Origin of the sequence: Chitinolyticbacter albus, assembly GCF_024437655.1 — a bacterium.
GTDB lineage: Bacteria > Pseudomonadota > Gammaproteobacteria > Burkholderiales > Chitinibacteraceae > Chitinolyticbacter > Chitinolyticbacter albus.
Genome location: NZ_JANBVF010000010.1, coordinates 1 through 24,288, shown reverse-complemented (window position 1 = coordinate 24,288; position 24,288 = coordinate 1). Strand labels below are relative to the sequence as shown.

The 24,288-nt window shown below is 63.9% G+C and carries 20 protein-coding genes and 4 tRNA genes; 16 read left to right on the top strand and 8 right to left on the bottom strand.

Going from position 1 to position 24,288, the window contains the following annotated elements; genetic code table 11:
- The first annotated feature begins 55 nt into the window (after positions 1-55).
- From NLI84_RS07915 to NLI84_RS07890, 6 genes are all read left to right on the top strand, one after another.
- A complete protein-coding gene (locus tag NLI84_RS07915) occupies positions 56-553 on the top strand; it encodes a DUF3302 domain-containing protein (RefSeq protein ID WP_255989427.1) in 498 nt (165 codons plus the stop codon).
- Position 554: 1 nt separating this feature from the next.
- Complete coding sequence (locus NLI84_RS07910; protein WP_255989425.1) at positions 555-1,733, top strand: HlyD family secretion protein; 1,179 nt, start codon at positions 555-557, stop codon at positions 1,731-1,733.
- A 13-nt stretch (positions 1,734-1,746) separates the two neighbouring features.
- Positions 1,747-3,129: a TolC family protein gene (locus NLI84_RS07905; RefSeq protein WP_255989423.1), complete on the top strand. Its 1,383-nt coding sequence runs from the start codon at positions 1,747-1,749 to the stop codon at positions 3,127-3,129.
- Between the two features lie 268 nt (positions 3,130-3,397).
- Positions 3,398-4,558 (top strand): efflux RND transporter periplasmic adaptor subunit, encoded by a 1,161-nt coding sequence (locus NLI84_RS07900; RefSeq protein ID WP_255989421.1) that lies wholly within the window; start codon positions 3,398-3,400, stop codon positions 4,556-4,558.
- Positions 4,559-4,570: 12 nt separating this feature from the next.
- On the top strand, positions 4,571-7,708 hold the full coding sequence (locus NLI84_RS07895; protein WP_255989419.1) for an efflux RND transporter permease subunit: 3,138 nt from the start codon (positions 4,571-4,573) through the stop codon (positions 7,706-7,708).
- Positions 7,701-9,107, top strand: coding sequence for an efflux transporter outer membrane subunit (locus tag NLI84_RS07890; protein ID WP_255989417.1), 1,407 nt, complete (start codon positions 7,701-7,703; stop codon positions 9,105-9,107). Before NLI84_RS07895 ends, NLI84_RS07890 begins: the two co-directional genes overlap by 8 nt.
- Before the next feature lie 92 nt (positions 9,108-9,199).
- Here the strand turns inward: NLI84_RS07890 and NLI84_RS07885 are convergent, their stop codons facing one another.
- Positions 9,200-11,296: a diguanylate cyclase gene (locus NLI84_RS07885; RefSeq protein ID WP_255989416.1), complete on the bottom strand. Its 2,097-nt coding sequence runs from the start codon at positions 11,294-11,296 to the stop codon at positions 9,200-9,202.
- 74 nt (positions 11,297-11,370) lie between these two features.
- On the opposite strand from NLI84_RS07885, the gene NLI84_RS07880 reads away from it, so the two are divergent.
- From NLI84_RS07880 to NLI84_RS07865, 4 genes are read left to right on the top strand one after another with little or no spacing between them, the layout of a single operon-like run.
- Positions 11,371-11,649: a hypothetical protein gene (locus tag NLI84_RS07880; protein ID WP_255989415.1), complete on the top strand. Its 279-nt coding sequence runs from the start codon at positions 11,371-11,373 to the stop codon at positions 11,647-11,649.
- Between the two features lie 31 nt (positions 11,650-11,680).
- Complete coding sequence (locus tag NLI84_RS07875) at positions 11,681-12,067, top strand: ABC transporter substrate-binding protein (RefSeq protein ID WP_255989414.1); 387 nt, start codon at positions 11,681-11,683, stop codon at positions 12,065-12,067.
- An 8-nt stretch (positions 12,068-12,075) separates the two neighbouring features.
- On the top strand, positions 12,076-13,110 hold the full coding sequence (locus NLI84_RS07870; protein ID WP_373316916.1) for a FecCD family ABC transporter permease: 1,035 nt from the start codon (positions 12,076-12,078) through the stop codon (positions 13,108-13,110).
- Complete coding sequence (locus NLI84_RS07865; protein ID WP_255989412.1) at positions 13,107-13,892, top strand: heme ABC transporter ATP-binding protein; 786 nt, start codon at positions 13,107-13,109, stop codon at positions 13,890-13,892. The genes NLI84_RS07870 and NLI84_RS07865 overlap by 4 nt, the downstream gene beginning before the upstream one ends.
- On the opposite strand, the gene NLI84_RS07860 is transcribed toward NLI84_RS07865, so the two are convergent.
- From NLI84_RS07860 to NLI84_RS07850, 3 genes are read right to left on the bottom strand one after another with little or no spacing between them, the layout of a single operon-like run.
- Entirely contained in the window at positions 13,881-14,312 is a 432-nt protein-coding gene (locus NLI84_RS07860) for a protein YgfX (RefSeq protein ID WP_255989411.1), read from the bottom strand. The genes NLI84_RS07865 and NLI84_RS07860 overlap by 12 nt on opposite strands.
- 6 nt (positions 14,313-14,318) lie before the next feature.
- Positions 14,319-15,038, bottom strand: a complete 720-nt coding sequence (locus NLI84_RS07855) for an SIMPL domain-containing protein (protein ID WP_255989410.1) — start codon at positions 15,036-15,038, stop codon at positions 14,319-14,321.
- Positions 15,039-15,065: 27 nt separating this feature from the next.
- On the bottom strand, positions 15,066-15,425 hold the full coding sequence (locus tag NLI84_RS07850) for a hypothetical protein (RefSeq protein WP_255989409.1): 360 nt from the start codon (positions 15,423-15,425) through the stop codon (positions 15,066-15,068).
- Between the two features lie 113 nt (positions 15,426-15,538).
- On the opposite strand from NLI84_RS07850, the gene NLI84_RS07845 reads away from it, so the two are divergent.
- Positions 15,539-15,886 (top strand): hypothetical protein, encoded by a 348-nt coding sequence (locus NLI84_RS07845; protein WP_255989408.1) that lies wholly within the window; start codon positions 15,539-15,541, stop codon positions 15,884-15,886.
- Between the two features lie 49 nt (positions 15,887-15,935).
- Here the strand turns inward: NLI84_RS07845 and NLI84_RS07840 are convergent, their stop codons facing one another.
- Both NLI84_RS07840 and rnr read right to left on the bottom strand, forming a co-directional pair.
- Positions 15,936-16,571, bottom strand: coding sequence for a glutathione S-transferase family protein (locus tag NLI84_RS07840; protein ID WP_255989406.1), 636 nt, complete (start codon positions 16,569-16,571; stop codon positions 15,936-15,938).
- The gene (gene rnr / locus NLI84_RS07835) at positions 16,568-19,612 is read right to left on the bottom strand and encodes a ribonuclease R (RefSeq protein WP_255989404.1); all 3,045 of its coding nucleotides are present in this window, start codon (positions 19,610-19,612) and stop codon (positions 16,568-16,570) included. Before rnr ends, NLI84_RS07840 begins: the two co-directional genes overlap by 4 nt.
- A 77-nt stretch (positions 19,613-19,689) precedes the next feature.
- On the opposite strand from rnr, the gene NLI84_RS07830 reads away from it, so the two are divergent.
- From NLI84_RS07830 to NLI84_RS07810, 5 genes are all read left to right on the top strand, one after another.
- Positions 19,690-19,776, top strand: a tRNA-Leu gene (locus NLI84_RS07830).
- Between the two features lie 43 nt (positions 19,777-19,819).
- Positions 19,820-19,906: transfer RNA gene (locus tag NLI84_RS07825), tRNA-Leu, on the top strand.
- Between the two features lie 43 nt (positions 19,907-19,949).
- A tRNA-Leu gene (locus NLI84_RS07820) sits at positions 19,950-20,036 on the top strand.
- 43 nt (positions 20,037-20,079) lie between these two features.
- Positions 20,080-20,166, top strand: a tRNA-Leu gene (locus tag NLI84_RS07815).
- Between the two features lie 133 nt (positions 20,167-20,299).
- A complete protein-coding gene (locus NLI84_RS07810) occupies positions 20,300-21,925 on the top strand; it encodes a tetratricopeptide repeat-containing response regulator (RefSeq protein ID WP_255989403.1) in 1,626 nt (541 codons plus the stop codon).
- A gap of 27 nt (positions 21,926-21,952) precedes the next feature.
- On the opposite strand, the gene tcdA is transcribed toward NLI84_RS07810, so the two are convergent.
- Together tcdA and rimO are read right to left on the bottom strand one after the other, a co-directional pair.
- Positions 21,953-22,726, bottom strand: coding sequence for a tRNA cyclic N6-threonylcarbamoyladenosine(37) synthase TcdA (tcdA, locus tag NLI84_RS07805; protein ID WP_255989401.1), 774 nt, complete (start codon positions 22,724-22,726; stop codon positions 21,953-21,955).
- The gene (rimO, locus tag NLI84_RS07800) at positions 22,726-24,042 is read right to left on the bottom strand and encodes a 30S ribosomal protein S12 methylthiotransferase RimO (RefSeq protein WP_255989400.1); all 1,317 of its coding nucleotides are present in this window, start codon (positions 24,040-24,042) and stop codon (positions 22,726-22,728) included. Before rimO ends, tcdA begins: the two co-directional genes overlap by 1 nt.
- Positions 24,043-24,288: the final 246 nt, after the last annotated feature.

Below are 24,288 nucleotides of genomic sequence, written 5' to 3'. Positions count from 1 at the left end.
AACACGGATTATCTGGCACTGATTGTGGCGGTACCGATCCAGGAGGGCAGTCTGAATGGCACGCTTGAGGTTTGCTGGCGGTTGCATACCGCTGACCTTGTCGATGACAGCGCAGGCATCGCTGTTCCAGGGCGAAGCGCTCGACACGGCAGCCAATGTGCTGTCGTGGATCGTGCTGATCGTGCTGCCCATCGCCGGTATCGCCATTTTCTGGATGTTGCACATCCTGCCCGAGAAAATCGCGCACAAGCGCCACCACCCGCAGAAGGACGCGATCCAGACGCTGTGCATGCTGTCGCTGTTCTTCGGTGGCCTGTTGTGGCCGCTGGCCTGGCTATGGGCCTATACCAAGCCGGTGCTCTACAAGATGGCCTACGGCATCGACAAGGTGATCGAGGAGCACGACAAGAAAATCGTCCAGGACGAAGCGCACCTGGCCCAGCTAGACCAGCAAGTCGGCCACGACGAGCAATTGCTGCATACGCTGCGTAGCGAGATCGACACGCTGCGTGCCGAGCTTGCCACCGTTCGCAACCAGAAGGATCAGGCCTGATATGGACGCACTGCTGCTCGGCATCTATGCCTTTTTCGTCTGGCTGATTTTCTTCAAGTTCAAGTGGCTGCCGTGGAACAAGGTGTCCATGGTCATCGTCTTCACCATCCCGGTGGTGGCGCTCACCATTCTTATCCTCACGCTGAACATCGTCGCGCCATCCTCCAGTGACGTACGGGTCATGAACAAGGTGCTGCAGGTGGTGCCGCAGGTGCGCGGGCGGGTGATCGAGGTCGCGGCCGAGGGCAACCGCAGCTACAAGAAGGGCGATATTCTGCTGCGTATCGACCCGACCCCCTACCAGTACGCAGTCAAGCAACTCCAGGCCAAACTCAAGGCCGACGAGGCCGCACTGTCCGACGCCGAAGCCTCGTCGCGGCAATTGAACGAAACGGCGCGTGCTGCCGCCGGGCAGGTTGCGGTGGTCCTCGCCCGACTGGACCTTGCCCGCAAGCGCCTGGCCGAGCACGAGGAGCTGGTCGCCGCCGGTGCGGGCGACAAGTTTGCACTGGAAGACGCTCGGGCCCGCGTGCGCGAACTCGAAGGCGAGCTCATCACCGCCCAGGCTACCGAGAACGAGGTCAAGCAGAAGCTATCGGCCAAGAGTCAGGGCGAATTTGCCGCCATCGCCAATGCACGTGCCAAGCGGGCGGAAACCGAAACCCAGCTGGAAAATGCCCAGTGGGAACTCGACCAGACCATATACCGCGCACCGTCCAATGGTCGCGTGGTCAACCTGCAGATCCGCGTCGGCACCATGCTGGTCCCGATGCCGTTTGCACCCGCATTCAGCTTTGTCGAGGACGAACAGGAGCTGATCGCCTTCTACCAGCAGAACGAACTCTACAATGTCGCCAACGGCAACGAGGCCGAAGTGGCGCTGCTGACCCATCCGGGCGAGATCATCAAGGCGCGCGTCGATTCCATCGTCTGGGCGCAATCACAAGGCCAGGTGCAGCAGGGAGGCATGCTGCCCAACACCGGCCCCGTCGGTACGCCGCCCAACCGCTTCGCGGTCAAGCTCAAGCTCGAAGGCAAATACAAGAACCTGGTTTTGCCGGCCGGTGCGCTGGGTGCCGGTGCGATCTACACCGAGCACGGCCAGATGGTGCATATTCTGCGCAAGGTATTCCTGCGCGTAAGCACCAAGCTCAACTATCTGGTCCTGAAGCTCCACTGAGGGGAAACGGCACATGACCCCTCATTGGAAAACCATACCGCTCGCCTTACTGCTTGCGGCTCTCGCCGGCTGCGCCTTGCAGCACGCGCCCGATAGCGAGGCCTTGCGCAGCGAGCAGCTGCAAATGCTACCCCGAGACCTTGCTTGGCGCACCACGGCGCAGGACGGCATCGTCGCGGACGACTGGCTGGCGCAGTTCCATGACGCCACGCTGCAGGCGCTCGCGGCCGAAGCCGTGGCAAACAACCGGGATCTGCGGCTCGCCGCCGCCCGCGTCGAGGAAACACGCGCGCAGATGGCCATCAACGGCGGTGAACTCTACCCGTCCGTCGGGGTGCGTGGCCTCGGCGGCAACAGCGAAACGCAGGTATTGTCGCTGGCGGCCAGCTGGGAGCTCGACCTCTGGGGTCGGGTGCGCTCGCAGGCCCGCGCCGCCGAGTCGCAGTACGCCGCCAGCCAGGCCGATTACCTGTGGGCGCGCGAGGTGGTCGTCGCGACGACGGCGCGCGCCTGGTTCGCACTACTGCAATACCGGCAACTGGTGGAACAACAGCAGGCCCTCGTCACCGCGCAGCAGCGCCTGCTCGGCATTGCTCGCCAGCGCATCACCACCGGCATTGCGCCGGCCACCGAGGAGCAGGAAAACCAGGTCGCATTGCGCCAGCGCCAGGACGAGCTGCGTCAGCTGCAGCTGGCCGAGCGCCAGGCCGCGCAAACGCTAGAGATCCTGCTCGGCCGCTACCCGGCGGGTGAGCTCGCCGCGGCGGGCCAGTTGCCCGCCTTGCCGCCAACGCCGCCAACAGGCCTGCCGGCCGAACTGCTGGAACGGCGCCCCGACCTGATCGCGGCCGAACGCCGGGTCGCCGCCGCGTTCGACCTCAAGCAGTCGGCCCAGGCGGCTCGCCTGCCGCGAATCTCGATCGGCGCGGCCGTCACCTGGGTGGACAGCGATCTCTTCCTGCTCAATAGCGCGGAGAGCCCGGTGAAAGGCCTGAGTGGCAGCTTCCTCGCGCCGCTATTCACCGGCGGCCAGTTGCAGGGCCAGGTCGACTTCTACGATGCCCGGCAAAAGCAGACCGCCATCGCTTACGGTACTCAGGCGCTCGCTGCGCTCAAGGAGGTCGAAGGCAGCTTGCTCGCCGAAGCCGCGTTCCGCGATCGCGCCACACTGCTCGACGCCCGCCTCGCCGAACAGCAGACGCTGCTGCGCCGCGAGGAAGTGCGGGTGAAGGTGGGCTCACGCGATCCCCGTAGCGTGCTCAACCGGCAGCAGTCGCTCGCGATGACCCGTATGGAGCAGCTGCAACTGCAAACCGCCCGGCTCAATCAACGCATTACGCTGCTACTCGCCTTGGGCGGTAGCTGGGAGCCAGCGTCGCCGGCCGTTGCGCAATAGCGCTACCACTGTCCCGCCATCTGCAGTGGCCGACCTGAAGTGCGCAAACCTGCAGCTGAATCGGCCTTCTTTGCGCGCGTCCATGTTTGGGGCGATTCAAGCCGGGGCACGCCGATATCGCGACAACATTGGCACAAGATGAGGGATTTTACGGGGGGAAAGGCTGTCGTTTCTCACCTATAAACGATGGGCGAAACTCAACGTCGAAGCGTCGGACTCGCATTGCCTGCCAAGTCCGGTCCTCGTGTTATTGGGAGCCTCTATCGAAATGCCGCATCCTCTCTCGCGCCTATCGGTCCTACTCGCCAGCCTGATTCCCGTGCTGTTCGCTGCCTGTGGCAAATCGCAGGAAGCCAAGCACCTGCCCCCTCCCCCGGTTTCCGTCATCACCATAGCGCCCGCCGATGTCCCCTCGGTGTACGAGGCGGTTGGCCAGACCGCGGGCTACCGCGAGATCGAGGTGCGCGCGCGGGTGGAAGGCATCCTGCTCAAGCGCACCTACACCGAAGGCAAGCCGGTAAAGGAAGGACAGTTGCTGTTCCAGATCGATCCGGCGCCTTATCGCGCAGCACTCGATCAGGCGCGTGGGGTACAGGCGCAGTCCAGGGCCCAGCTGGAAAAAGCGCGCCTGGACAAAGAACGGATCATTCCGCTCTACAAGGAAAACGCGGTATCCAAGAAGGATTACGACGACGCCTTCGCGGCCTTTGATACGGCCACCGCCAACCTGGACTCGGCCAATGCCAAGCTGCAGGAAGCGCAGATCAATCTGGACTACACCAACGTGGTCGCGCCCATCGCGGGCATGGCAAGCAAAATCAATGTGTCCGAAGGCAGCCTGGTCGCGCCGACCGCCAATGGCGGGCTGTTGACCACCATCGCGCAGCTCGACCCGCTCTACGCCAACTTCTCCTTCTCCGAAGCCGACCAGCTCGGGCTGCAACGCGCGGAAAAAGAAGGGCGGGTGATCATGCCCAAGAGCCGCAATTTCGAAGTCGAGCTGCAGCTGGCCGATGGTTCGCTCTATGCCACGCGCGGCCACGTCGACTTTGCCGACAGCAAGGTCGACCCCGCCACCGGCACCATCCGCGCCCGCGCCATCGTGCCCAACCCCGACGGGCTGCTGCTGCCCGGCCAGTTCGTCCGGGTACGTATCCATGGCGTCACGATGAAGGGCGCCATCTTGGTACCGCAGCGCTCGGTGGTCCAGCAGCAGGCCGACAAGGTGGTGCTCACCGTCAACAGCAAGAACGTGGTCGAACCCCGCCCGGTCGAGCTCGGCGCCACGCATGGCAACAGCTATGTGGTGACCCGGGGCCTGAAGGCGGGCGATCGGGTGATCGTCGACGGCGTGCTGAAAGCCAAGCCCGGCTCGCCGGTGAGCATCGCCCCCGCCCAGTCCGCCGCCAGCGCACCGGCCACGCGCTAAGGAGCGCCGTTCATGTTCTCCCAGTTCTTCATCGAACGGCCGATTTTCGCCAGCGTCATTTCCATCATCATCACGCTGGCGGGGCTCGCGGCGATGAGCTCATTGCCGATCGAACAGTACCCGCAGATCGTGCCCCCGGTGGTCTCGGTCACCGCCAACTACCCCGGCGCATCGCCGCAGGTGATTGCCGAGACAGTGGCCGCGCCGATCGAACAGCAGGTGAACGGCGTCGAGAACATGCTGTACATGCAATCCTCGGCCGCATCCAACGGCTCGATGACGCTGAATGTCTATTTCGCCATCGGCACCGATCCCGATCTTGCCACCATCAACACCAACAACCGGGTACAGGCGGCGCTGGCGCAGCTGCCGGACGAGGTGAAGCGCCAGGGCGTGACGGTGAAGAAGAAATCCACCGCCATCCTGGGCTTCGTTACGCTCGACGCTGCGGACGGGCGTTACGACGCGCTCTATCTTTCCAATTACGCCCAGCTCAATGTCGTCGACGAGTTGAAGCGCATCGGCGGCATCGGCGATGTGTCCATCATCGGCGCCGGCGACTACGCCATGCGCGTCTGGCTGCGCCCGGACAAACTGGCCGAATTGTCGATGACGCCATCGGACATCACCTCCGCCATCCAGGAGCAGAACAAGCAGTTCACCGCCGGCAAGGTGGGCGCGGAGCCCACTTCGCACCCGTTGGAATTCACCTACACCGCCACCGCCCGCGGCCGGCTGGAAGACGTCACCGAGTTCGAGAACATCATCATCCGCTCCAACGCCGACGGCTCGCAGACCAAGCTCAAGGACGTGGCGCGCATCGAGTTGGGTTCGGCGAGCTACGATGTGGTCTCCAAGCGCAATGGCCAGCCCACCGTCGGCATCGGGCTCTACCTGCAGCCGGGCGCCAACGCGATCGGCGTGCTCGATGCCGTGAACGCCAAGATGAAGGAGCTGGAGCCACGCTTTCCGCCCGGCATGCAGTACAACATTCCGTACGACACGACCAAGTTCGTGAAGATCTCGATCGAGGAAGTGGTGCATACCCTGGTCGAGGCCATCATCCTGGTGTTCCTGGTGGTGTTCATCTTCCTGCAGAACTTCCGCGCCACGCTGATTCCCTGCATCGCGGTCCCGGTCTCCTTGATCGGCACCTTCGCCGGCATGGCCCTGCTAGGTTTCTCGATCAACCTGCTAACGCTGTTCGGCATGGTGCTCGCCATCGGTATCGTCGTGGACGATGCCATCGTGGTACTGGAAAACGTCGAGCGCATCATGACCACCGAGAAGTGCAGCCCCAAACAGGCGGCGATCAAGGCGATGGAGGAAGTCTCCGGCCCGGTGATCGCCATCGTGCTGGTACTGTGCTCGGTGTTCCTGCCCGTCGCCTTCATGGGCGGCATGACCGGGGTGATGTACAAGCAATTCGCCGTGACCATCGCCGTGTCGGTCACCATCTCCGGCCTCGTGGCGCTCACGCTCACGCCGGCGCTGTGCGCGCTGATCCTCAAGCCCGGCCATCACCAGCCGCACAAGGTGTTCGTCTGGTTCAACAACGGGTTCGATCGTTTCACCGGCGGCTATGTCCGCGGCGTGTCGTTCCTGAACCGCCGGGTGGCGGTGGCCTTCGCCGTGTTCGGCGTGCTGGTACTCGCCTTGCTGCTGTTGTTCAAGACCGTGCCGGGCGGCTTGGTCCCCGACGAGGACCAGGGCTATTTGATGGTGGTGCCGGTGATGCCCGATGCCGCCTCGCTCAAGCGCACCCAGGCGGTGACCGGCCAGCTTGATGCGTTCCTGACCAAGGAAGCGGACGTTGCACAGGTGCTGAGCTTTGCCGGGTTCGATCTGCTGTCGAGCACCTATCGCTCCAACGCCGCGGCGGTGTTCGTCACGCTCAAGGATTGGGACGAGCGCCAGGGCGAAGGCCAGGATTCATTCTCGCTGGCGAAGAAGATCATGGCCGCGGGCTTTGCGATCAAGGAATCGCTGGTGCTGGCGTTCAACCCACCTGCGATCACCGGCATGTCGACTACTGGCGGGCTGGAAGCGTATCTGCAAAGCCGCGCCAGCACCGACCCCAAGCAGATCGAGGCGGCCACCCAGGCCTATCTCGCCGCCGCGCAGAAACGGCCGGAGTTTTCCAGCGTCACCACCACCTATAGGGCGTCGGTGCCGCAGATGTTCTTCGATCTGGATCGCGAGAAGGCCAAGACGCTGGGCGTGCCGGTCGACCAAGTGTTCAACGCGCTGTCGGCCACCTTCGGTTCGCTCTACGTGAACGACTTCAACAAATTCGGCCGCACCTACAAAGTGCAACTGCAATCGGAAGCCGATTTCCGTTCGCGCCCCGAGGACATCCGCAACGTGTTCGTGCGCTCCTCTACCGGCGCGATGATTCCGCTCGATTCGCTGGTACGGGTGGAGCGGGTGACCGGCCCCGAGCTCGTCGAGCGCTTCAATGTGTTCTCGGCAGCCAAGGTGATGCTGCAGCCAGCGCCCGGCTACTCGACCGGCCAGGCGATCGCCGCAGCTGAAGCCGCGGCGGCCGAAACGCTGAGCAACGACTACTCGCTCGCCTGGACCGGCAGTGGCTACCAGGAGAAGGCGGCCAGCGGCTCGTCGGCGCAGGCCTTCATTTTCGGCATCATCATGGTGTTCCTGATCCTCGCCGCGCAGTACGAGCGCTGGACGCTGCCGCTCGCGGTGATCACAGCCGTGCCGTTTGCCCTGTTTGGCGCGCTGCTGGCGGTGTGGCTCACCGGGCTCAACAACGACGTGTATTTCCAGATCGGCCTTGTCACGCTGATCGGGCTCGCGGCCAAGAACGCCATCCTGATCGTCGAATTCGCCGTCGAGAAATACAGGGAGGGCATGAGCCTGATGGACGCCGCGCTCGAAGCATCCCGATTGCGCTTTAGGCCCATCGTGATGACCTCGCTCGCCTTCATCCTGGGTTGCGTGCCACTCGTGACCTCGAGCGGTGCCGGCGCGGCCAGCCGTCATTCCATCGGCACCGGCGTGATTGGCGGCATGCTGGCCGCCACCTTGATCGCGACCTTCTTCGTGCCTTTGTTCTTCCGGCTGATCATGAAACCTGCCGAGAAACAACGCGACCAGCAAGCCCGGGCGGCGGAGGCGAGCCATGATTAAGCCCCAGCCCTTCGCCCTGACCGCGCTCGCGGCAGCACTCCTTGCCGGTTGTGGCTTTACACCCGATCGCACGCCACCGCCGCAGGAGCTGCCCACGACGGTGGCCGTGATACCGGAATTCGACGCCCTCTGGTGGAAGCAGTACGGCTCAGAGGAACTCGATACCCTGGTCGAATCCGCACGCACCCATAACGCCGAGATCCAGACCGCGATTGCCCGCATCGAGGAAGCGCGCGCACTGCTGGGCATCGCCTCGGCGGAACAGTTGCCGCGGCTCGATCTTGGCGCCAGCGGCAGCCGCCAGAGGGCATCGCGCAACGGCCCGCAAGCGGGGCTGGGCACCTACGAGGATTACCAGTTCGCCGCCAGTGCCAGTTGGGAGATCGATCTGTGGGGACGCGTGCGCAACCAGCGCGAAGCGGCGTTCGAGCAGTTGCGTGCCACACAATTCGAACGGGAATCGGTGCTGCTGGCCGTCACCGCCAGCACGGTAGAGGCCTATTTCAACCTGCGGGCGCTCGACGCCCAGGTCGACGTCGCCCAGCAGACGCTGGCCACCCGCGAGGAGTCGTACAACTTGCGGGTGAAGCGCTTCAAGGGCGGAATGACCTCCGAGCTCGACGTGCGCCAGGCCGAGGCTGAGCTGATGGACGCACGTGCTGCGCTCCCGGCGTTGCAGGCGTCGCAAACGTCGGCGCAGAACGCCTTGCTTATCCTGACTGGCTCCAGTGCCCGCAGCGTGTTCGAGGACACGGCGCCGCGTGGCGTCGCCATCGACCTGATCGTTCCCGACGCCGTCACGGTGCCACCCGGTCTGCCCTCCGACCTGTTGCTGCGCCGCTCCGACATCCAGACCGCCGAAGCCCAGCTACGCGCTACCCGAGCACAGATCCAGGTGGCGCGCGCCGCCTGGTTCCCGCGCATCACCCTCACCGGACTTTTCGGGGTGCAGAGCCTCGAGTTTTCCAATCTGTTCGACGGCCCATCGAAGGCCTGGTCTTATGCCGGTAACCTAGCCATGCCGCTGTTCGACAACGGCCTGACCGCAGCCCAGGTCGATGAGGCGCGCGCACGTGACAAGCAGGCTGCCATCACCTACGAGCAGACCGTGCGCCGCGCGTTCGGCGATGTGCGGGTTGCGCTCGACAGCGTACAACGCAGCCGGGAGCGTGCGGCGGCCTTGCAACAGCAGACGACCGCACTGGTGCGCCAGGTCAAGCTGGCACGGCTGCGCTACGACAATGGCTACTCGGATTTTCTGGAAGTGCTCGACGCCGAGCGCAGCGAGTTCGAAGCCCGACTCAACCTGATCAATGCGCAACGCGATGCGCTGCTGTCCCAGCTGACGCTGATCAAGGCATTGGGTGGGGGCTGGCGCGCCGAGCCCACTGCCGGTTAGGGAAGGCGCGCTTTAACAGAGAGCGAGACGCACGGTGCGTTCGTTTTGACGGGAAGCTGCAGCGCTGAGGTTGCCGCCTTCGGACAGTCGGCTCAGTGGACCACGCGGTTCCGGCCTGCCGCCTTGGCGCGATAGAGCGCAGCATCGGCGCGGCTGATGGTCAGCTCGATATGCTCGCCCGGATAGTGACCGGCCAGCCCGAGCGAAATGGTCACCCGGAAATCCGCACCGATCTGCGCAAAGACCAACGCCTCGGTCGCAGTCCGCAAACGTTCGGCCGTAACGCGTGCCCCCTCCAGGTCGGTGCCGGCCAGCAGCAGCAGGAACTCCTCGCCACCATAGCGGCCCACGCAATCGGTTTCGCGGATCACTTCGCGCGCCGTCTGCGCGACGATGCGCAGGACCTCGTCCCCCGCCTGGTGGCCATGGCGATCGTTTACGTCCTTGAAGTAATCGATATCGATCAGGCAAACGCAGAACGGATGGCTGTCGCGCTCGCTGCGCGCCTCTTCCTGCCGCAACCGCTCGACGATGTGCCGGCGGTTGTAGATGCCGGTGAGTTCGTCGATCGTCGCCATCACCCGGATGGTCTCGTTCAGCGCCAGGAGCTCGTCGTTGCGTTTTTCCAGTGCCGCCGTGCGATCGCGCACCCGCGCCTCCAGCGCTTCGTTGGCCTGGATCAGCTCGGTGTTGAGCGCACCGATCTGTTGCTGGAATAGCCGCCGCTCGGAACTGGCCACCGCGCGGGTGGCGATGTCGGCCAATTGCTGCCCCTTCATCACCTCATCGGGCGTCCAGTTGCGCTGTGGCCCGGCCACTTCCAGCAACAGGATGCCGCGTGCCTGCCCCGAAACGCGGATGGCAAAGGCCAGTATTGAGCGGATGCCGTGGCTACGCAGATAGCTATGCGCCAGCTCCCATGAGTACGGATGGTGTTCGGCATCGTGCGCGATCAGGGGCTTGGGGTCGCTTTCCAGCCAGTCGAAGAATGCTGGGCACACTTCGCGCGCAATCGCGGCCTCCCTTCCTTCCCGCTTGCTCTTCAGCCCCAGGCTCGCGCAGCGCAGCTGATGCACCTCGCTATCGAGCAACCAGACCGAGGCCCGTTCCACCTCAAGGATGCGGCAGCTCTCGCTGGTGATCAGGGTAAAGGCCTGCTCCGGAGTGCCCTCCTCGATCAGAACGTCGTTCGACAGTTCGACCAGCATGCGATTGGCACTGGGGCGCAGGCCGGCCTTGTCCTCCAGTTCCTTGTTGCGCTCCGGCACCGACGCGGCCATCAGGTTGCGCTCGCCGTGGTGCGCGAGCTTGAGTTCGGTCAGCGCCGTCGCCACGTCGCCCATGGCCTCGGCGTAACGCGCGGCGGCAAAGTGCTGCTGGTGCAGCATATGGGAAAAGCTGTCAGCAGCGGCAATCACCTGGGCCCGGCGCACCGTCTGCAGCGCAGCCGCATGCTGGCCGCGCCGTGCCAGCACCTCGGCCTGACAGGCGAGGATGTTGGCCTCGCCCCAACGATAATCGACGTCCCGCGCGTGTCCGAGCGCCGCATCGAGAAAGGCCATCGCGTGATCGAGTTGCCCGGACTCAAGCTGGATCTGCCCCAGGCGAAAACTGACCTCGGCCGCATAATCCGAATACTGGTGCATCAGGCATAGATCGAGCGTGGGGATAAAGACCTCGGCGGCCTCTTCACGACGTTGCAGCGACATCAGGTCGACGCCGAGGTTGATCTTGACCTTGGTCTCCAGATAGGGATCTCCCACTTCGTCGACGCGGCCCAGCGCCTCCAGATGCAGCGCCACGGCCGATTCGAAATCGCCGAGCGCGTAGTAAATCTGCCCCAGCCCCACCTTGGCCGAGATCCAGGTCTTGACCTCGCGCCCGCTCTGTTCGGACACCTCGGCGCAATGTGCCCAGTACTGGATCGCCTGCCGGTATTGGCCCTCGGTGTAGTAGCCGCGTGCGATCTGCTCCAGCAAGCGCGCCTCACCGGCGAACAGGTGGGCGGACTGGGCCGCCTGCAGCGCATCGAACAGCGCATTGCGCGCTTCGATGGCACGCCCCAGGTGATCCATGATCAAGCCATAGCGTTCAGCCGCCAGCACATGCGCCAAGGGCTCGCGCATCTGCCATGCAGCGGCAAAGACGCGTTCGCACAGACGCAAGGCTTCCTGTGGCTGTGCGTGCATGGTCGCTTCTATCTTGCTCAGCTCATCTTGCAGCTGTGATGCGATCCCGGCTTCCAAATCTGGCGTCCTCCCCATTGCGCACCAATATCACGCAGCCCTTCGCACCGCAATCGCGCCTCGCTTTGCGTCGTCATCGTACAACATGGATCAAGCCTTATTGTAATTACAAACAAAAAAAGAATTTAAGGTATGCATGCATTCTCACCAAACCGATCATGCAACGTGGCAAACCATTTTTCATCAATGGCTTGCAACTCCGCTTTGCAGCTGATCCAACTGCTGTTCGCCAACTTGGCCATTCCATGCACAAGCAAAAAATGCCAATTTCATATTGCTTTTCTTACTTTGATTGACATTGGTCAAGCAGGTGAACGATGGCGTCAAGTGGGCAGCAATAGACCGCGCAGGCTGATTGTCACCAGCCGGGCCAGCCACCCGCTTGATGGCGCCGGCAGCGGCAGTGCGGCCGACGCGACCATACGCTTCGCCGGCGGGGTAAATGTGCTCGCCAAGCAGCAAGGCTACAAGCCGCTCGCGGGCGAAGCCGCCGCGGCACAGGCACCGGACGTCATCGTCACCCCGCGCATGAGCATGGGCCAGTTCGGTAGCGTGGGGAAGCTGCTTGCCATGCCCGGCAGCGCCGCGACGCCGGCTGCACGCAACAAGCGCGTGGTGGTGATGGATGACCTGCTGCTCGGCTTCGGCCCACGTCTGCCTGAGGTGTTGGCCAAGCTCATGACCGGCTTCGGCGGCAAGACGGTGGGGGGATAAGTGTTAGCATGAGCGCCGTGACCACCCCGACAATTTCCCTCCCTCCCGGCCCGCGCTGGACAGCGCCCCGGCTGTGCGCCGTGCTCGCGCTGTTGCTGGTGGCGACGCTGCTCGCCGCCGCCGCCAGCGGCGCGGTCAACATCCCTTTGTCCGCACTGCCCGGCCTGCTGCTCGGGGTGCCCGACACACCCGATGGCGCAATGTGGCACAGCGTGCTGTGGCAGGTTCGCCTGCCTCGGGTGCTATTCGCCGTGCTGGTCGGCGGCGGGTTGGCCTTGGCCGGCGCGGCGATGCAGGCCTTGTTCCGCAACCCGCTCGCCGAACCAGGCCTCGTCGGCATTTCGGCCGGCGGCGCGCTCGGCGCTGTGGCCGCCATCGTGCTCGGTGGCGCCAACTTCACGCTGATGGCGCCGGCCGCCTTCGTCGGCAGCCTGCTTGCCACGCTCATCGCCTACCGGCTGGGGCGCATCGGCCACGGCATGGACAGCATCCTGCTCGCCGGAGTGGCGATCAACGCGATCTGCTGGGCCATAATTGGCCTGTTCACTTATCTAGCCAACGATGCGCAGCTGCGCACGCTGACGTTCTGGAACCTTGGCAGTCTCGCCGGTGCCACCTGGCCGCTGTTGGCCTTCCTCGGACCATGGACCGTGCTCATCTGCGCGCTGCTGTTGCGCGACTGGCGCGCGATGAACGCGCTGCTGCTAGGCGAGCGTGAGGCACACCATCTCGGCTTTGCACTGAAACCGCTGCGTCGCCGCCTGATCGTGCTGACCGCGCTGCTGGTCGGCCCGCTGGTCGCGGCAACCGGCACCATCGGCTTCGTCGGCCTAGTCGTGCCGCACCTGGTCCGGCTGGTGCTCGGCGCCGACCACCGCGGCCTGTTGCCAACCGCCATCCTCGCCGGTGCCTTGGCGCTGGCGCTGGCCGACTGGCTGGCACGCACCGTCGTCATTCCGTCCGAGTTGCCCATCGGCGTCGTCACCAGCCTGATCGGCGGGCCCTTCTTCCTGTGGCTGCTCACCCGTGGCGGTGCACGATGATCACCGCCCGCCATCTCGGCTGCCGCCGCGGCCAGCGCACGGTGCTGACCGATGTCTCGCTCGAACTCGCTGCCGGCGAAGTGCTCGGTGTGCTCGGTGCCAACGGCGCCGGCAAGTCGTCCCTGCTCGGCGTACTGGCCGGTGATCTCGCCGCGAGCCACGGCGAAGTGCTGATTGCCGGCCGGCCGCTGGCCGAACTCGATAGCGCCGCCCTCGCCCGCCACCGCGCCGTGCTGCCGCAATCGCCGACCCTGAGCTTCGATTTGTCGGTGACCGAGGTGGTCAGCATGGGCACCTACCCCTATCCCGAGCTCGCGCCAAGCGATGTCGACGCGCTGGTCGAGCGCGCCTTGCTGCTCGCCGATGGCCTGCACTTCGTTGGCCGCCGCTATCTGCAGTTGTCGGGCGGCGAGCAGCAGCGGGTGCAGTTCGCCCGCGTAGTCGTCCAGGTGCTGGCCGGCAAGCCCGCCGGCAGTGGGCACTGCCTGTTGCTCGACGAGCCGACGGCCAGCCTCGATCCACGCCATCAGCAGTCGCTGCTGGCTGCGGCGCACGATCTGGCGCGCCAGGAGCAACTGGCGGTGCTGTGCGTGCTGCACGATGTGAATCTGGCCGCTCGCTGGTGTGATCGGCTGCTGCTGCTCGCCAGCGGCGAGACCGTGGCCTACGGCGCGCCGGCCGAGGTGCTGACGCCCGACACGCTGCAGCAGGTTTATCAGATTCCGGCGGCCGTCGTGCCACATCCACACGATGCAGGCCGGCCGCTGGTGTTATTCGACTGAGGCGGATTCAGCCGGCGCCGGACGTTGCCAGCGCAGCCAGATACGCAACCGGCGCAGGCTGTCGGCATCGGCCGAATCCGGCCATAGCGTCAGCGCGCCACGCTGACCGGATTCGTTGCGATAGCGCAGTACGACCAAGCTGGCGGTGACCAAGGAGCCGGGCAAGACGTCGATTAGCACCGCGCCGCTGCCGCTATCCAGCCACAGCGTACCGTCACCGGGAGCGCTCAAGGTTCCGGCCATGGGCGGCTGCCGCCATGTACTCGACGCCGAAATGGCAATGGCCACGAGGCTGCCGACGCACCACCACAGGGGCAGGCTGAACGCCACCAGCGCGGCGCAACCATGGATCGCCACCAGCCAGAAACGACCGCGCCGCGAGGGGCCGAACCGGCATTCCACTCGCGGCGCGCTGTGCATGGCCGTTTACTCGACCTGGATCGAGCCGGACACCGTCACGCTGAGCTTGCTGTCGCCCCCTTCCAGCGGCGCCGGTGCTGCGCCGGCATCGGCAGCCTCCATCCGCATCATGGCGGCCTTGGGCATCGGCGGCGGCACGAAGGCCTGGGTATTCACGTTGACGTTCACCGTGCGCCAGGTCTTGGCGGCCATGCTACGGCTGATCAGATCAGCGCGCTGGCGGAAGGCCTTGAGGCTTTCCTCGATCAGCTCGTTTTCCAGCTTGTCGCGGGTTTCGTCGGATACGCCATAGTGCACGCTGGCCAGTTGCAGCGCGAGGCCGCCTTCCAGCGGCTGCTGCAGCTGTCCCAAAAGCTTGGACAGCGTTTCGAAATCGCGGCTGGACAGGCGCAGCTCGCCGCGGCCACGCCAGCCATCCTGCTTGTTGGTCTTGCTGCTGTACACCGGATAGGTGCTGTAGCCCGTGCCTTCGGACTTGACGAGCCCTTGCTGCTTGACGAGCTTGAGCGCGGCCGCGAGCGTGCGGTTCACCTTGCCGGCCAGACGCGAGGGGTCGCTATCGTTCACTTCGACGAACAGCGTGGCGTAGGCCAGATCGTTGTCCACCGCGCGCTGGGCGCCCGCTTCGAGGTTCACCACGTTGTAGTTCAACGGCTCGGCCTGGGCCGAGACGGCGGCAAGGCCGACCATCAATGCAGACAGCGCGTGGGTACAGAAACGGGACATGGCAACTCCTTATGGACGCCGCGGCGCTCAGTGGTAGCCGCGATCGGATGGGGTGTTATGGATGTCCTCGGAAACGCTGTCCATCACGCCTAAATGAATCTCGACGTCGAACCACTCCCAGAACAGCTTGAGGTTGCGCTTCTTCGGCCACAGCGCTTCGTCCTCCACCCACGAGGCAAGTTCCATCTCGAACAGTTTTTCGGCCACATCATCGATGTAGGAAATCCCATCTTCGGGCTCGCTCGCCTCCGGGACCAGGATGACCGTACAGTCGCTGCGAATATCGTCGAGCGAGAGCTCGATGTCGTTGCCCGGCAAGGCATTCAGCCAGTCCAGAAAGGCCTGTTTCGGACGGATCAGTGCGGCCGATCGATCAACGATAAACATTTGTTTGATTCTCCCCTGTAAGATGCAGCGCCACACCCACCTATATGTGCCTGTGCCGCCATTTTTGCGGTGCAATATTTCAATGCGAGCTTAGCACGCCGGTCCCTTTCTCCATGAACGTTTTCACCCCCCCTACAAACAGCAGCGACCTGCGCAAGATCGCCGCCTGGCGCGTCGCTATCCTGCAGGACGACGGCAGTCAGCCGGTGTATGGCCGCACGCTGGAAGTGAGTACGGGCTCGATCGTGCACACCACCGAGCAGTCACTGCATGCCGGTACCCGCGCCCAGGTCTATCTGGAGTTGCCGACCGATGGGGGGCAACCGCGGCTTTACGCCGACTTCAAGGGTCAGCTCTTGGCCTGCACCTTGATGCAGGGCGGCCGTTTTCGCATGCAGTGGCGAGTGCAGGAAATTGCGGACAATCACCGCCAGGCGATCGACCGCGCGCTGAATCGCTGAAGCGGAGGCCTTGTCCTGCCCCGCCTCGGGCTTCCCAGCGTCTCGCTGGCTACCTCGCGGCCAGCGCTTGCCTGGCCTCGTCGACCACCGCACTCACCGAAGATCTGGCCAGTGCCCGCTGGTACCACGCCACAAGATTCGGGTAGCGCGCCGCGGCGTTCCACTGTGCGCCCAACATGCCGGCCAGCGCATTGGCGTGCATCCAGGACAATATCCACGCGCAATCGGCCAGCGTGAATCCGTCGCCCACCAGCCACGGCGCCTTCGCCTGGGCTTCCAGGAGGTCCAGCGCTGCCAGCACAGCCTGCCAGTCCGCCGCGAACTCCGTATTGTCCCGGCCGCTGGCGAGGCCCATGAAGATGCGCAAGATCTGCGGTGCCGCATACAGGTCATGCAGATTGCACAGCCAGCGCACCTGAGCCCGCTCCGCAGGCGAGGGCGGCATCAGTGCGGGTTGCGGATAGCGCTCCTCCAGATATTCATTGATCACCTGGGACTCCCCCAGGCCGATGTCACCATCGACCAGGAAGGGAATGCGCCCCAGCGGATTGATCGCCAGATACTCCGGCTTGTCCATCCATCCGCCGGGAACCGGTCTGCTCTGATAGGGCAAACCTTTTTCCTTGAGCACGATCTTGACCTTGGCGCAGTAGTGCGAGAACGGCACCTGGATCAACTCGATCACGTCGGTTCCTTGCGGCGGCGACTCCGGCGCGGCGCGGCAGCGGTCGCAGAATCGCTGGCTGGCGTCGGCGCTGGCTCGACCTTGGGCGCGAACAAAGCCGCCACTTGCCTCGTCCGGCCCCGCGGGGCCGCCGGTGCGGGCGCATCCTGCCTGGGCGGCTCTGCCGCGTGGGCAGGGCCCGCCGCAACCTTGCCCGACCCCGTTATTGCGGCCTTGGGCGACGCCCGCCCGGTCTGCCCGGCCTGTCGCTGGGCCGGCTTGGCAGCCTTGGCCTGATTGCGGTTGGCTGTGTTCGAGGTCTCGCCGACCCCGGTTTGAGCGCCTTTAGCAACCGGCTCGGCTGCGCGAGGGGGCTCTGAAGTCGGGCGCGACCCGGCCTCGGGCTTGCCACTGGCCGCATCCTTGCCCGCAGATACCCCGGCAGCTGCAATTGACGGCGGGTTCTGGCGCGGCGCCGGCTGGATGCCGGCCGGCTTCGGCGCCGGTCTAGCACTTTGAGAAGGCGCGATTGCAGGCTTTGCACCGATCGGTGCTTGGACTGCTGAACGCGTCGGGACCTGGGCTGCCGCGCGCGGCCCCTTCTGGCCGGCCGGCTCGGTGGCAACAGCCTGGGCGGGCGCTGGAGGCTGGCCTTGCGCCAGGTCCGCAACCGGCGCCGGGAGTGCTGGTTCAGCCTTGGGCGTTTGGGGAGCCAAGGCGGCTTTGTGCGTCGAGTGCTTGCCGCTGCGACTGCGAGTCCGTGGTTCTGCGGCCTGCTCCTCGCGTCGGCGTTGCCGGCCGCCCTGGCGGCCCTGCTCCAGCTTGGTCGCCGGCTGCGGCGTGAGTGGTGCCAGTACGAAATCGATCTTGCTGGTTTCCAGATCGACCCGGGCTACCCTGACCCGGATACGGTCGGTCAGCCGATAGACTTGGCCGGTGCGTTCGCCCTTGAGCTCGCGGCGGCGCTCGTCGTAATGGAAGTAATCGCTGCCGAGTTCAGACACATGCACCAGGCCCTCGACATACAGGTCGTCGAGCAGCACGAACATGCCAAAGCTCGTCACCGCGGCGATGCTGCCCTCGAACACCTCGCCCACCTTGTCCTGCATGTAGTAGCACTTGAGGAAGTTGAGCACGTCGCGACTGGCGTCGTCGGCGCGGCGCTCGGTCATCGAACACTGCGTACCCAGCGCATTCCATTTCTGCGAGGGCTTGTACTTCTTGCCGGCCAGCACCGCCTTGATCGCACGATGGACCAGCAGGTCCGGATAGCGGCGGATCGGTGAAGTGAAATGGGTGTAGGCCTCGTAGCCCAGGCCAAAGTGGCCCTGGTTTTCCGGCGTATACACCGCCTGCGACAGGCTGCGCAGCAACATGGTCTGCAGTAGCTCGGCGTCGGGTCGGGTCTTGATCTGCTGCAGCAGCTGCGCGTAGTCCTCGGCGCTCGGGTCCTCGCCCCCGCCCAGCGTCAAAGCGCAGGTGCGCAGGTATTCGCGCAGCACTTCCAGCTTCTCGGGATTGGGCCCCTCATGCACGCGATAGAGCGCCGAATGCTTGTGCGCCAGCAGGAATTCTGCTGTGCAGACATTGGCCGCAAGCATGCATTCCTCGATCAGCTTGTGCGCGTCGTTGCGATGCACTGGCACGATTTCGCGGATCTTGCCCTGCTCGTTAAAGCGGATCTCGGTTTCCACCGTCTCGAAATCGATGGCGCCACGCTTGGCGCGCGCCGCGGCAAAGGCTTGGTACAGCGCGTAGAGCTCGTGTACCTGCGGCAGCACCTTCTTGAATTGCTTGGCGGTCGGCCCCTTGGGGTGCTGGATCATGTCCCAGGCCTGGGTATAGGTGAGCCGTGCCTTGGAATGCATCACCGCCGGATAGAAGCGGTATTTCTTGATCGCGCCCTTGGGGCCGACTTCCATGTCGCACACCATGCACAGCCGGGCCACGTCCGGGTTAAGCGAGCAAATGCCGTTGGAGAGCTGCTCGGGCAGCATCGGGATCACCCGGCGCGGGAAGTACACCGAATTGCCGCGCTCGCGCGATGTTTCATCGAGCGCATCGTCCGGCTGCACATAGTGGCTGACATCGGCGATGGCAACGACCAGACGCCATCCCTTGCCCTTCTTCTCGGCGTACACCGCGTCATCGAAATCGCGGGCGGTTTCGCCATCGATGGTGACGAGCGCCAGATCGCGCAGATCCTCACGCTTCACCCCCATCACCGGCTTGAGATCAGACTTCTTGACCTTGTCCGGCGTCCTCGCTCCTTGAGCTTCGGCCGCTTCGGAGAACACGTGCGGCAGATTGTGCTTGCGCAGCGCAATCTCGATTTCCATGCCCGGATCGTCGTAGTGACCGAGGATCTCGACCACCCGGCCCACCGGCTGGTTATGGCGCTCCGGCTGCTGGATCAGCTCGACGACGACGATCTGGCCCGGTTTGGCATGACCCGTTTCCTTGGGCGGCACCAGGATTTCCTGGCTGATGCGCTTGTCCTCGGCGGTGACCACGTGCACGCCGTGCTCCAGGCGGAAACGGCCGACCAACGAAGTGTTGGCGCGCGACAGGACTTCGGCGATCGTGCCCTCGCGGCGGCCACGGCGATCAACGCCGGACTGGCGCACCAGCGCGCGATCACCGTGCAGCACCTTGGACATCTCCCGAGGGCCAAGGTAGAGGTCATCGCCGCCATCGTCGGGAACCAGGAAGCCGAAGCCATCCGGATGACCGGAGACGCGACCTGCGATCAGATCGACCTTGTCCGGCAGGCACAGCGCGCCCTTGCGGTTGATCATCAATTGGCCTTCACGCGCCATGGCGGCGAGGCGACGCTCGAAAAACGGGCGCTCGTCGGCGGTGATATCGAGGCGTACCGCAAACTCCTCGACCGGCAGGGGCGCGCCCTCGGCTTCGATCAGTTGCAGCAGGTATTCGCGGGAAGGCAGGGGGGATTCGTAGCGCTCGGCTTCGCGAGCAAGATGGGGGTCGAGCGCGCGTAGCGTCGACGTTTTGTTTTGTTTTGTAGATGTTGAGGTTTCTTTCGTTTTCTTTCTTGACATTGTTTTCCTGTTTCCAGATAATCCGGCTTCTTCGTTGCGCTGCGCCAGAAACGATAGATTCTAGCGCATGCACGTGAGCCCAGGTGGCGGAATTGGTAGACGCACTAGGTTCAGGTCCTAGCGCCTTCACGGGCGTGGAAGTTCGAGTCTTCTCCTGGGCACCAAACCACGCGCACCGCATCGAAGAATCGTGCTGGATACAGCATAGCCCAGGTGGCGGAATTGGTAGACGCACTAGGTTCAGGTCCTAGCGCCTTCACGGGCGTGGAAGTTCGAGTCTTCTCCTGGGCACCAAACCACGCGCACCGCATCGAAGAATCGTGCTGGATACAGCATAGCCCAGGTGGCGGAATTGGTAGACGCACTAGGTTCAGGTCCTAGCGCCTTCCCGGGCGTGGAAGTTCGAGTCTTCTCCGGGGCACCAAACCACGCGCACCGCATCGAAGAAGCGTGCTGGATACAGCCTAGCCCCGGTGGCGGAAGGGGTAGACGCACTAGGTTCAGGTCCGAGCGCCTTCACGGGCGTGGAAGTTCGAGTCTTCTCCTGGGCACCAATTCGTAGACAGCCCTGATCGCAAGATCAGGGCTGTTTTCATTTTGGCGACACTGGTGACAAATTCCATGCAGAATGCGGGCGCGCGGCCGATATTGTCTGGTGAACGCCCCACCCTGCCCCACGGATGATCGATGGCCGAATCCCTGACCCAAGCGAGCGTGCTCGTTGCCGATGATGCGCAAACAGTGCGCCAGTCGGTACGGCTGACCCTGGGCCAGATCGGCATTACACGGGTCGATCTGGCGAGCTCCGTGGGTGAAACCCGCCGCCGCCTGAAGAACGCCGAGTACGACGTGGTCCTGTGCGATTACCACTTCGGCGAAGGCATGAATGGGCAGGAGTTGCTCGAAGAGCTGCGCCGTACTGGCGAGCTGCCACTGACAACGGTGTGGTTCATGATCACCGCCGAGGCCAGCTACGAAAAGGTGGTGGCCGTCGCCGAAGTCGGGCCGGACGACTACCTGATCAAGCCCTTCAGCGGCGCCAGGCTTTCAGACCGGCTGCTGCTGGCCTGGGATAAAAAACAGATGCTGCGCCCGCTCTACGAGAAGATCGGTTATGGCGATACCGCTGGCGCCATTGCCATGGCTCAGGAACTGCTGAATACGACGTCGGCCCAGGCCTATCAGGCTGACCTGCAGCGGCTGCTATCAACGCTGCTGCTGGAAGACGGCCAGCTCGATGCCGCGCGCAAGGTGTTCGAGGAAATCCTGCAAAAGCGCGTCGTACCGTGGGCCAAACTGGGGCTGGCACGTGTCCATAACCGGCAGAGTCGCAAAGACGAAGCCGAAGCCATACTCAAGAGCGCGATCAGCGATCATGGCCAGTATGTCGATGCCTACGAGGAACTGGCCGCGCTCTATATGGCCGACGGCCGCCTCGAAGAAGCCATGTCGATCTACGAGCAATGCCTGTCCATCGCCCCCAACAATATTTCACGCCTGCAAAAGGCCGGCAACCTCGCCAGCATGCTGGGCCAGCCCGCCAAGGCACGCGCCCTGCTCGAACGTGCGGTCACGCAAGGCGGCAATTCATCGGCACTGGCGCCCGAGACGGTGCTGCAGCTGGCGCTCGCTGCCAAGCGCGATGGGGCGCACGCGGACGCGGATCGCTATCTGCGCATGCTGAACGAGCTCGCCAAGCGCAAGGAGAGTTTTGCCGCCGAAGTGGTCGGCACGCTGGCCGCTTCGCTGTATTCGGGCAAGGTTTCGGATCTGGATGCCCTGGAGACCTTGGGCAAGGACGCGGAATTTACGCTCGAATTGGCGGTGAGCGCGATCATGACTGCCGATTTCATCTGCCCGCCCAGCTCGGCCAGCGAACAGGCCAACCCAGCCGCGGCCCCATACCGTTGGCTCCAGCCATTGGGCGAGCGCTTTATCACCAGCAAGTACATCTCGGGCTTGCTGGAAGGCGCGGCCGGCCAGCGCCATGCCTGGGCAGCCTATCTGCAGAAGCTGGGAAGCGATATCGCGGAAATCAACAAGCAGGGCGTGCAGCTGATGCTGGCCGAACGCCACGCCGAGGCGGTCGAGCGCTTGGTCCAATTGGCCCAGCGCACGCACAACCACAGGTTGATGCTATCTGCCGCCCATGCCATCGTGCGGTATTTGAAAACCGGCTCGGTCCCTACGCGCGAACGCAACCAGTTGCTGGGTGTAGGCAACGATTTCCTGGCTCGACTGTATGGCACGATAGAAGCTGGTGTGCTCTACAACCTGCAACAGGATCTGGATCACTTCGCGTCGACGCGCTAAAGCGCGGCCGCTTCGACCCTGCGCGACTTACGGTGCCAGCTTGCGCAGCACGCGTGAGGCAGCGGCAAAGCCAAAGCTGCCGGTCACCGCCACGCTGGCGCCAAATCCACCTTCGCAATCCATGCGCGTTGCCGCGTCACCGCTAGGTTTCTGGCCGCACACCGAGCCATCGGGCTGCGGATAGACCAGTTGCTCGGTCGAATACACGCAATCGATGCCGAACTTCTTGTCGCCCTTCGGGAAACCGAACTCGCGCCGCAATAGCGAACGCACCTTGGACGCCAGCGGGTCCTGCGTGGTGCGGGTCAGATCGTCGATACGAATCTGCGTCGGATCAGTCTGACCACCAGCCCCGCCCGTTGTCACCAGCTTTAGTTTGTGCCGACGGCACCACGCAATGATCTGCGCCTTGATCCGAACCGAATCGATGGCATCGATTACGTAGTCGTATCCACGCCCCAGGTACGCCTCGAGGCTCTCTTCGACGACGAAATCCTCGATGGCATGCACCTTGCACTCGGGGTTGATCGCATGGATACGCTCGGCCAGCACATTGACCTTGGCCCGGCCGTAATGACCATCCAATGCCGGCAACTGGCGATTGGTATTGGAGACGCAAATGTCGTCGAGATCGATCAGCGTGATTTCTCCCACCCCTGATCGCGCCAGCGCCTCCGCCGCCCACGAGCCGACGCCGCCAACGCCGATCACGCAGACATGCGCGCCGCGAAACCGCGCCAGCGCATCGCGGCCATACAGGCGGGCGATGCCGCCGAAGCGGCGCTCGTACGAGGTATCCATCAGACTTGTTCGGCCCAGAGATCGTGCTCGTCGGCATCGGTAATCCGCACCGTGACGAAGTCGCCCGGCTGCACGCCTGGAGCCGGCTCAAAATACACCAGGCCGTCGATTTCCGGCGCATCGGCCTGGGTGCGCGCAACAGCGCCGTCTTCGTCGATCTCGTCGACCAGCACCGTACAGGTGCGGCCGATCTTGGCCTGCAGCCTTGCCGCGGAAATGGCGGCCTGCTTTTCCATGAAACGACGCTTGCGCTCTTCGGCCACATCGGCCGGCACCGGGTCCGGCAGATCGTTGGCGGTGGCGCCATCGACCGGCGAGTAGGTAAAACAGCCGACGCGGTCGAGCTGGGCTTCGTCGAGGAAGGCCAGCAGCTCCTCGAAATCCGCCTCGGTTTCGCCCGGGAAGCCGACGATAAAGGTCGAGCGGATGGTCAGATCCGGACAGATTTCCCGCCACTTCTTGATGCGCTCGAGCACATTGGCGCTGTTGGCCGGTCGCTTCATCAACTTGAGCACGCGCTGGCTGGCATGCTGGAACGGAATGTCGAGGTAAGGCACGATCTTGCCCTCGGCCATCAACGGGATCACCTCGTCGACATGGGGGTACGGGTACACATAGTGCAGCCGCGCCCAGATACCGAGTTTGCCGAGCTCTTCACACAGCTCGGTCATTCGTGTCTTTACCGGCCGGCCATTGTGAAAACCGGTCTTGTATTTCACATCCACCCCGTAGGCACTGGTGTCCTGCGAAATGATCAAGAGCTCCTTCACGCCCGACTTGGCTAGGTTTTCGGCCTCTTTCAGCACGTCGTGGATCGGCCGGCTGACCAGATCACCACGCATCGACGGGATGATGCAGAAGGTGCAGCGGTGATTGCAGCCCTCAGAAATCTTCAGATATGCATAGTGTTTGGGCGTGAGCTTGATGCCGGCAGGCGGCACCAGATCAATGAAGGGATCGTGCGGCTTGGGCAAATGCTGGTGCACATGATTCATCACTTCGTCGCGCGCATGCGCGCCGGTGACGGCCAGCACCTTGGGATGCACCTCGCGTATAAGGTTGCCCTCCTGCTTGCTGCCGAGGCACCCTGTGACGATCACCTTGCCATTCTCGGCGAGCGCCTCGCCGATCGCGTCGAGCGATTCCTGCACTGCCGAATCGATAAAGCCACAGGTATTCACGACCACAAGATCAGCATCGTCGTACGACGGCGAAATCTCGTAGCCTTCGGCGCGCAGCTGGGTAATGATTTGCTCGCTGTCGACGAGGGCTTTGGGACAGCCCAGGGAAACGAAACCGACACGGGGGGTGGACATCTACGCACTCCAACATAAACACCGCCCCGGCATGTACGCACGAGCTCAGGCGGCAAAACAGCGCGGGCATGCCGCCATGGCATGCCCGCTGGACTGGATGCGATTTTAATTCAAAGAGTTAGCAGTGGGTAGTAGGCAAAACAAGCCAGTGGGCCACCAACACGATTCGTTACGAAGCCGAACGATTTAGTGATGATCGATCCAAAGCAAAACCCCCAGCCTTTCGGTCTGGGGGTTCTGGCATGG

Bases quoted from the DNA above. Each gene is read 5' to 3' on its own strand.
- rnr (WP_255989404.1), bottom strand. From the start codon at position 19,612: ATGTCAAGAAAGAAAACGAAAGAAACCTCAACATCTACAAAACAAAAC.
- NLI84_RS07900 (WP_255989421.1), top strand. From the start codon at position 3,398: ATGCCGCATCCTCTCTCGCGCCTATCGGTCCTACTCGCCAGCCTGATT.
- NLI84_RS07910 (WP_255989425.1), top strand. From the start codon at position 555: ATGGACGCACTGCTGCTCGGCATCTATGCCTTTTTCGTCTGGCTGATT.
- rimO (WP_255989400.1), bottom strand. From the start codon at position 24,042: ATGTCCACCCCCCGTGTCGGTTTCGTTTCCCTGGGCTGTCCCAAAGCC.
- NLI84_RS07905 (WP_255989423.1), top strand. From the start codon at position 1,747: ATGACCCCTCATTGGAAAACCATACCGCTCGCCTTACTGCTTGCGGCT.
- NLI84_RS07870 (WP_373316916.1), top strand. From the start codon at position 12,076: ATGAGCGCCGTGACCACCCCGACAATTTCCCTCCCTCCCGGCCCGCGC.
- NLI84_RS07865 (WP_255989412.1), top strand. From the start codon at position 13,107: ATGATCACCGCCCGCCATCTCGGCTGCCGCCGCGGCCAGCGCACGGTG.
- NLI84_RS07890 (WP_255989417.1), top strand. From the start codon at position 7,701: ATGATTAAGCCCCAGCCCTTCGCCCTGACCGCGCTCGCGGCAGCACTC.
- NLI84_RS07860 (WP_255989411.1), bottom strand. From the start codon at position 14,312: ATGCACAGCGCGCCGCGAGTGGAATGCCGGTTCGGCCCCTCGCGGCGC.
- NLI84_RS07850 (WP_255989409.1), bottom strand. From the start codon at position 15,425: ATGTTTATCGTTGATCGATCGGCCGCACTGATCCGTCCGAAACAGGCC.
- NLI84_RS07885 (WP_255989416.1), bottom strand. From the start codon at position 11,296: ATGCACGCACAGCCACAGGAAGCCTTGCGTCTGTGCGAACGCGTCTTT.
- NLI84_RS07915 (WP_255989427.1), top strand. From the start codon at position 56: ATGGCACGCTTGAGGTTTGCTGGCGGTTGCATACCGCTGACCTTGTCG.
- NLI84_RS07855 (WP_255989410.1), bottom strand. From the start codon at position 15,038: ATGTCCCGTTTCTGTACCCACGCGCTGTCTGCATTGATGGTCGGCCTT.
- NLI84_RS07895 (WP_255989419.1), top strand. From the start codon at position 4,571: ATGTTCTCCCAGTTCTTCATCGAACGGCCGATTTTCGCCAGCGTCATT.
- NLI84_RS07810 (WP_255989403.1), top strand. From the start codon at position 20,300: ATGGCCGAATCCCTGACCCAAGCGAGCGTGCTCGTTGCCGATGATGCG.
- NLI84_RS07845 (WP_255989408.1), top strand. From the start codon at position 15,539: ATGAACGTTTTCACCCCCCCTACAAACAGCAGCGACCTGCGCAAGATC.
- tcdA (WP_255989401.1), bottom strand. From the start codon at position 22,726: ATGGATACCTCGTACGAGCGCCGCTTCGGCGGCATCGCCCGCCTGTAT.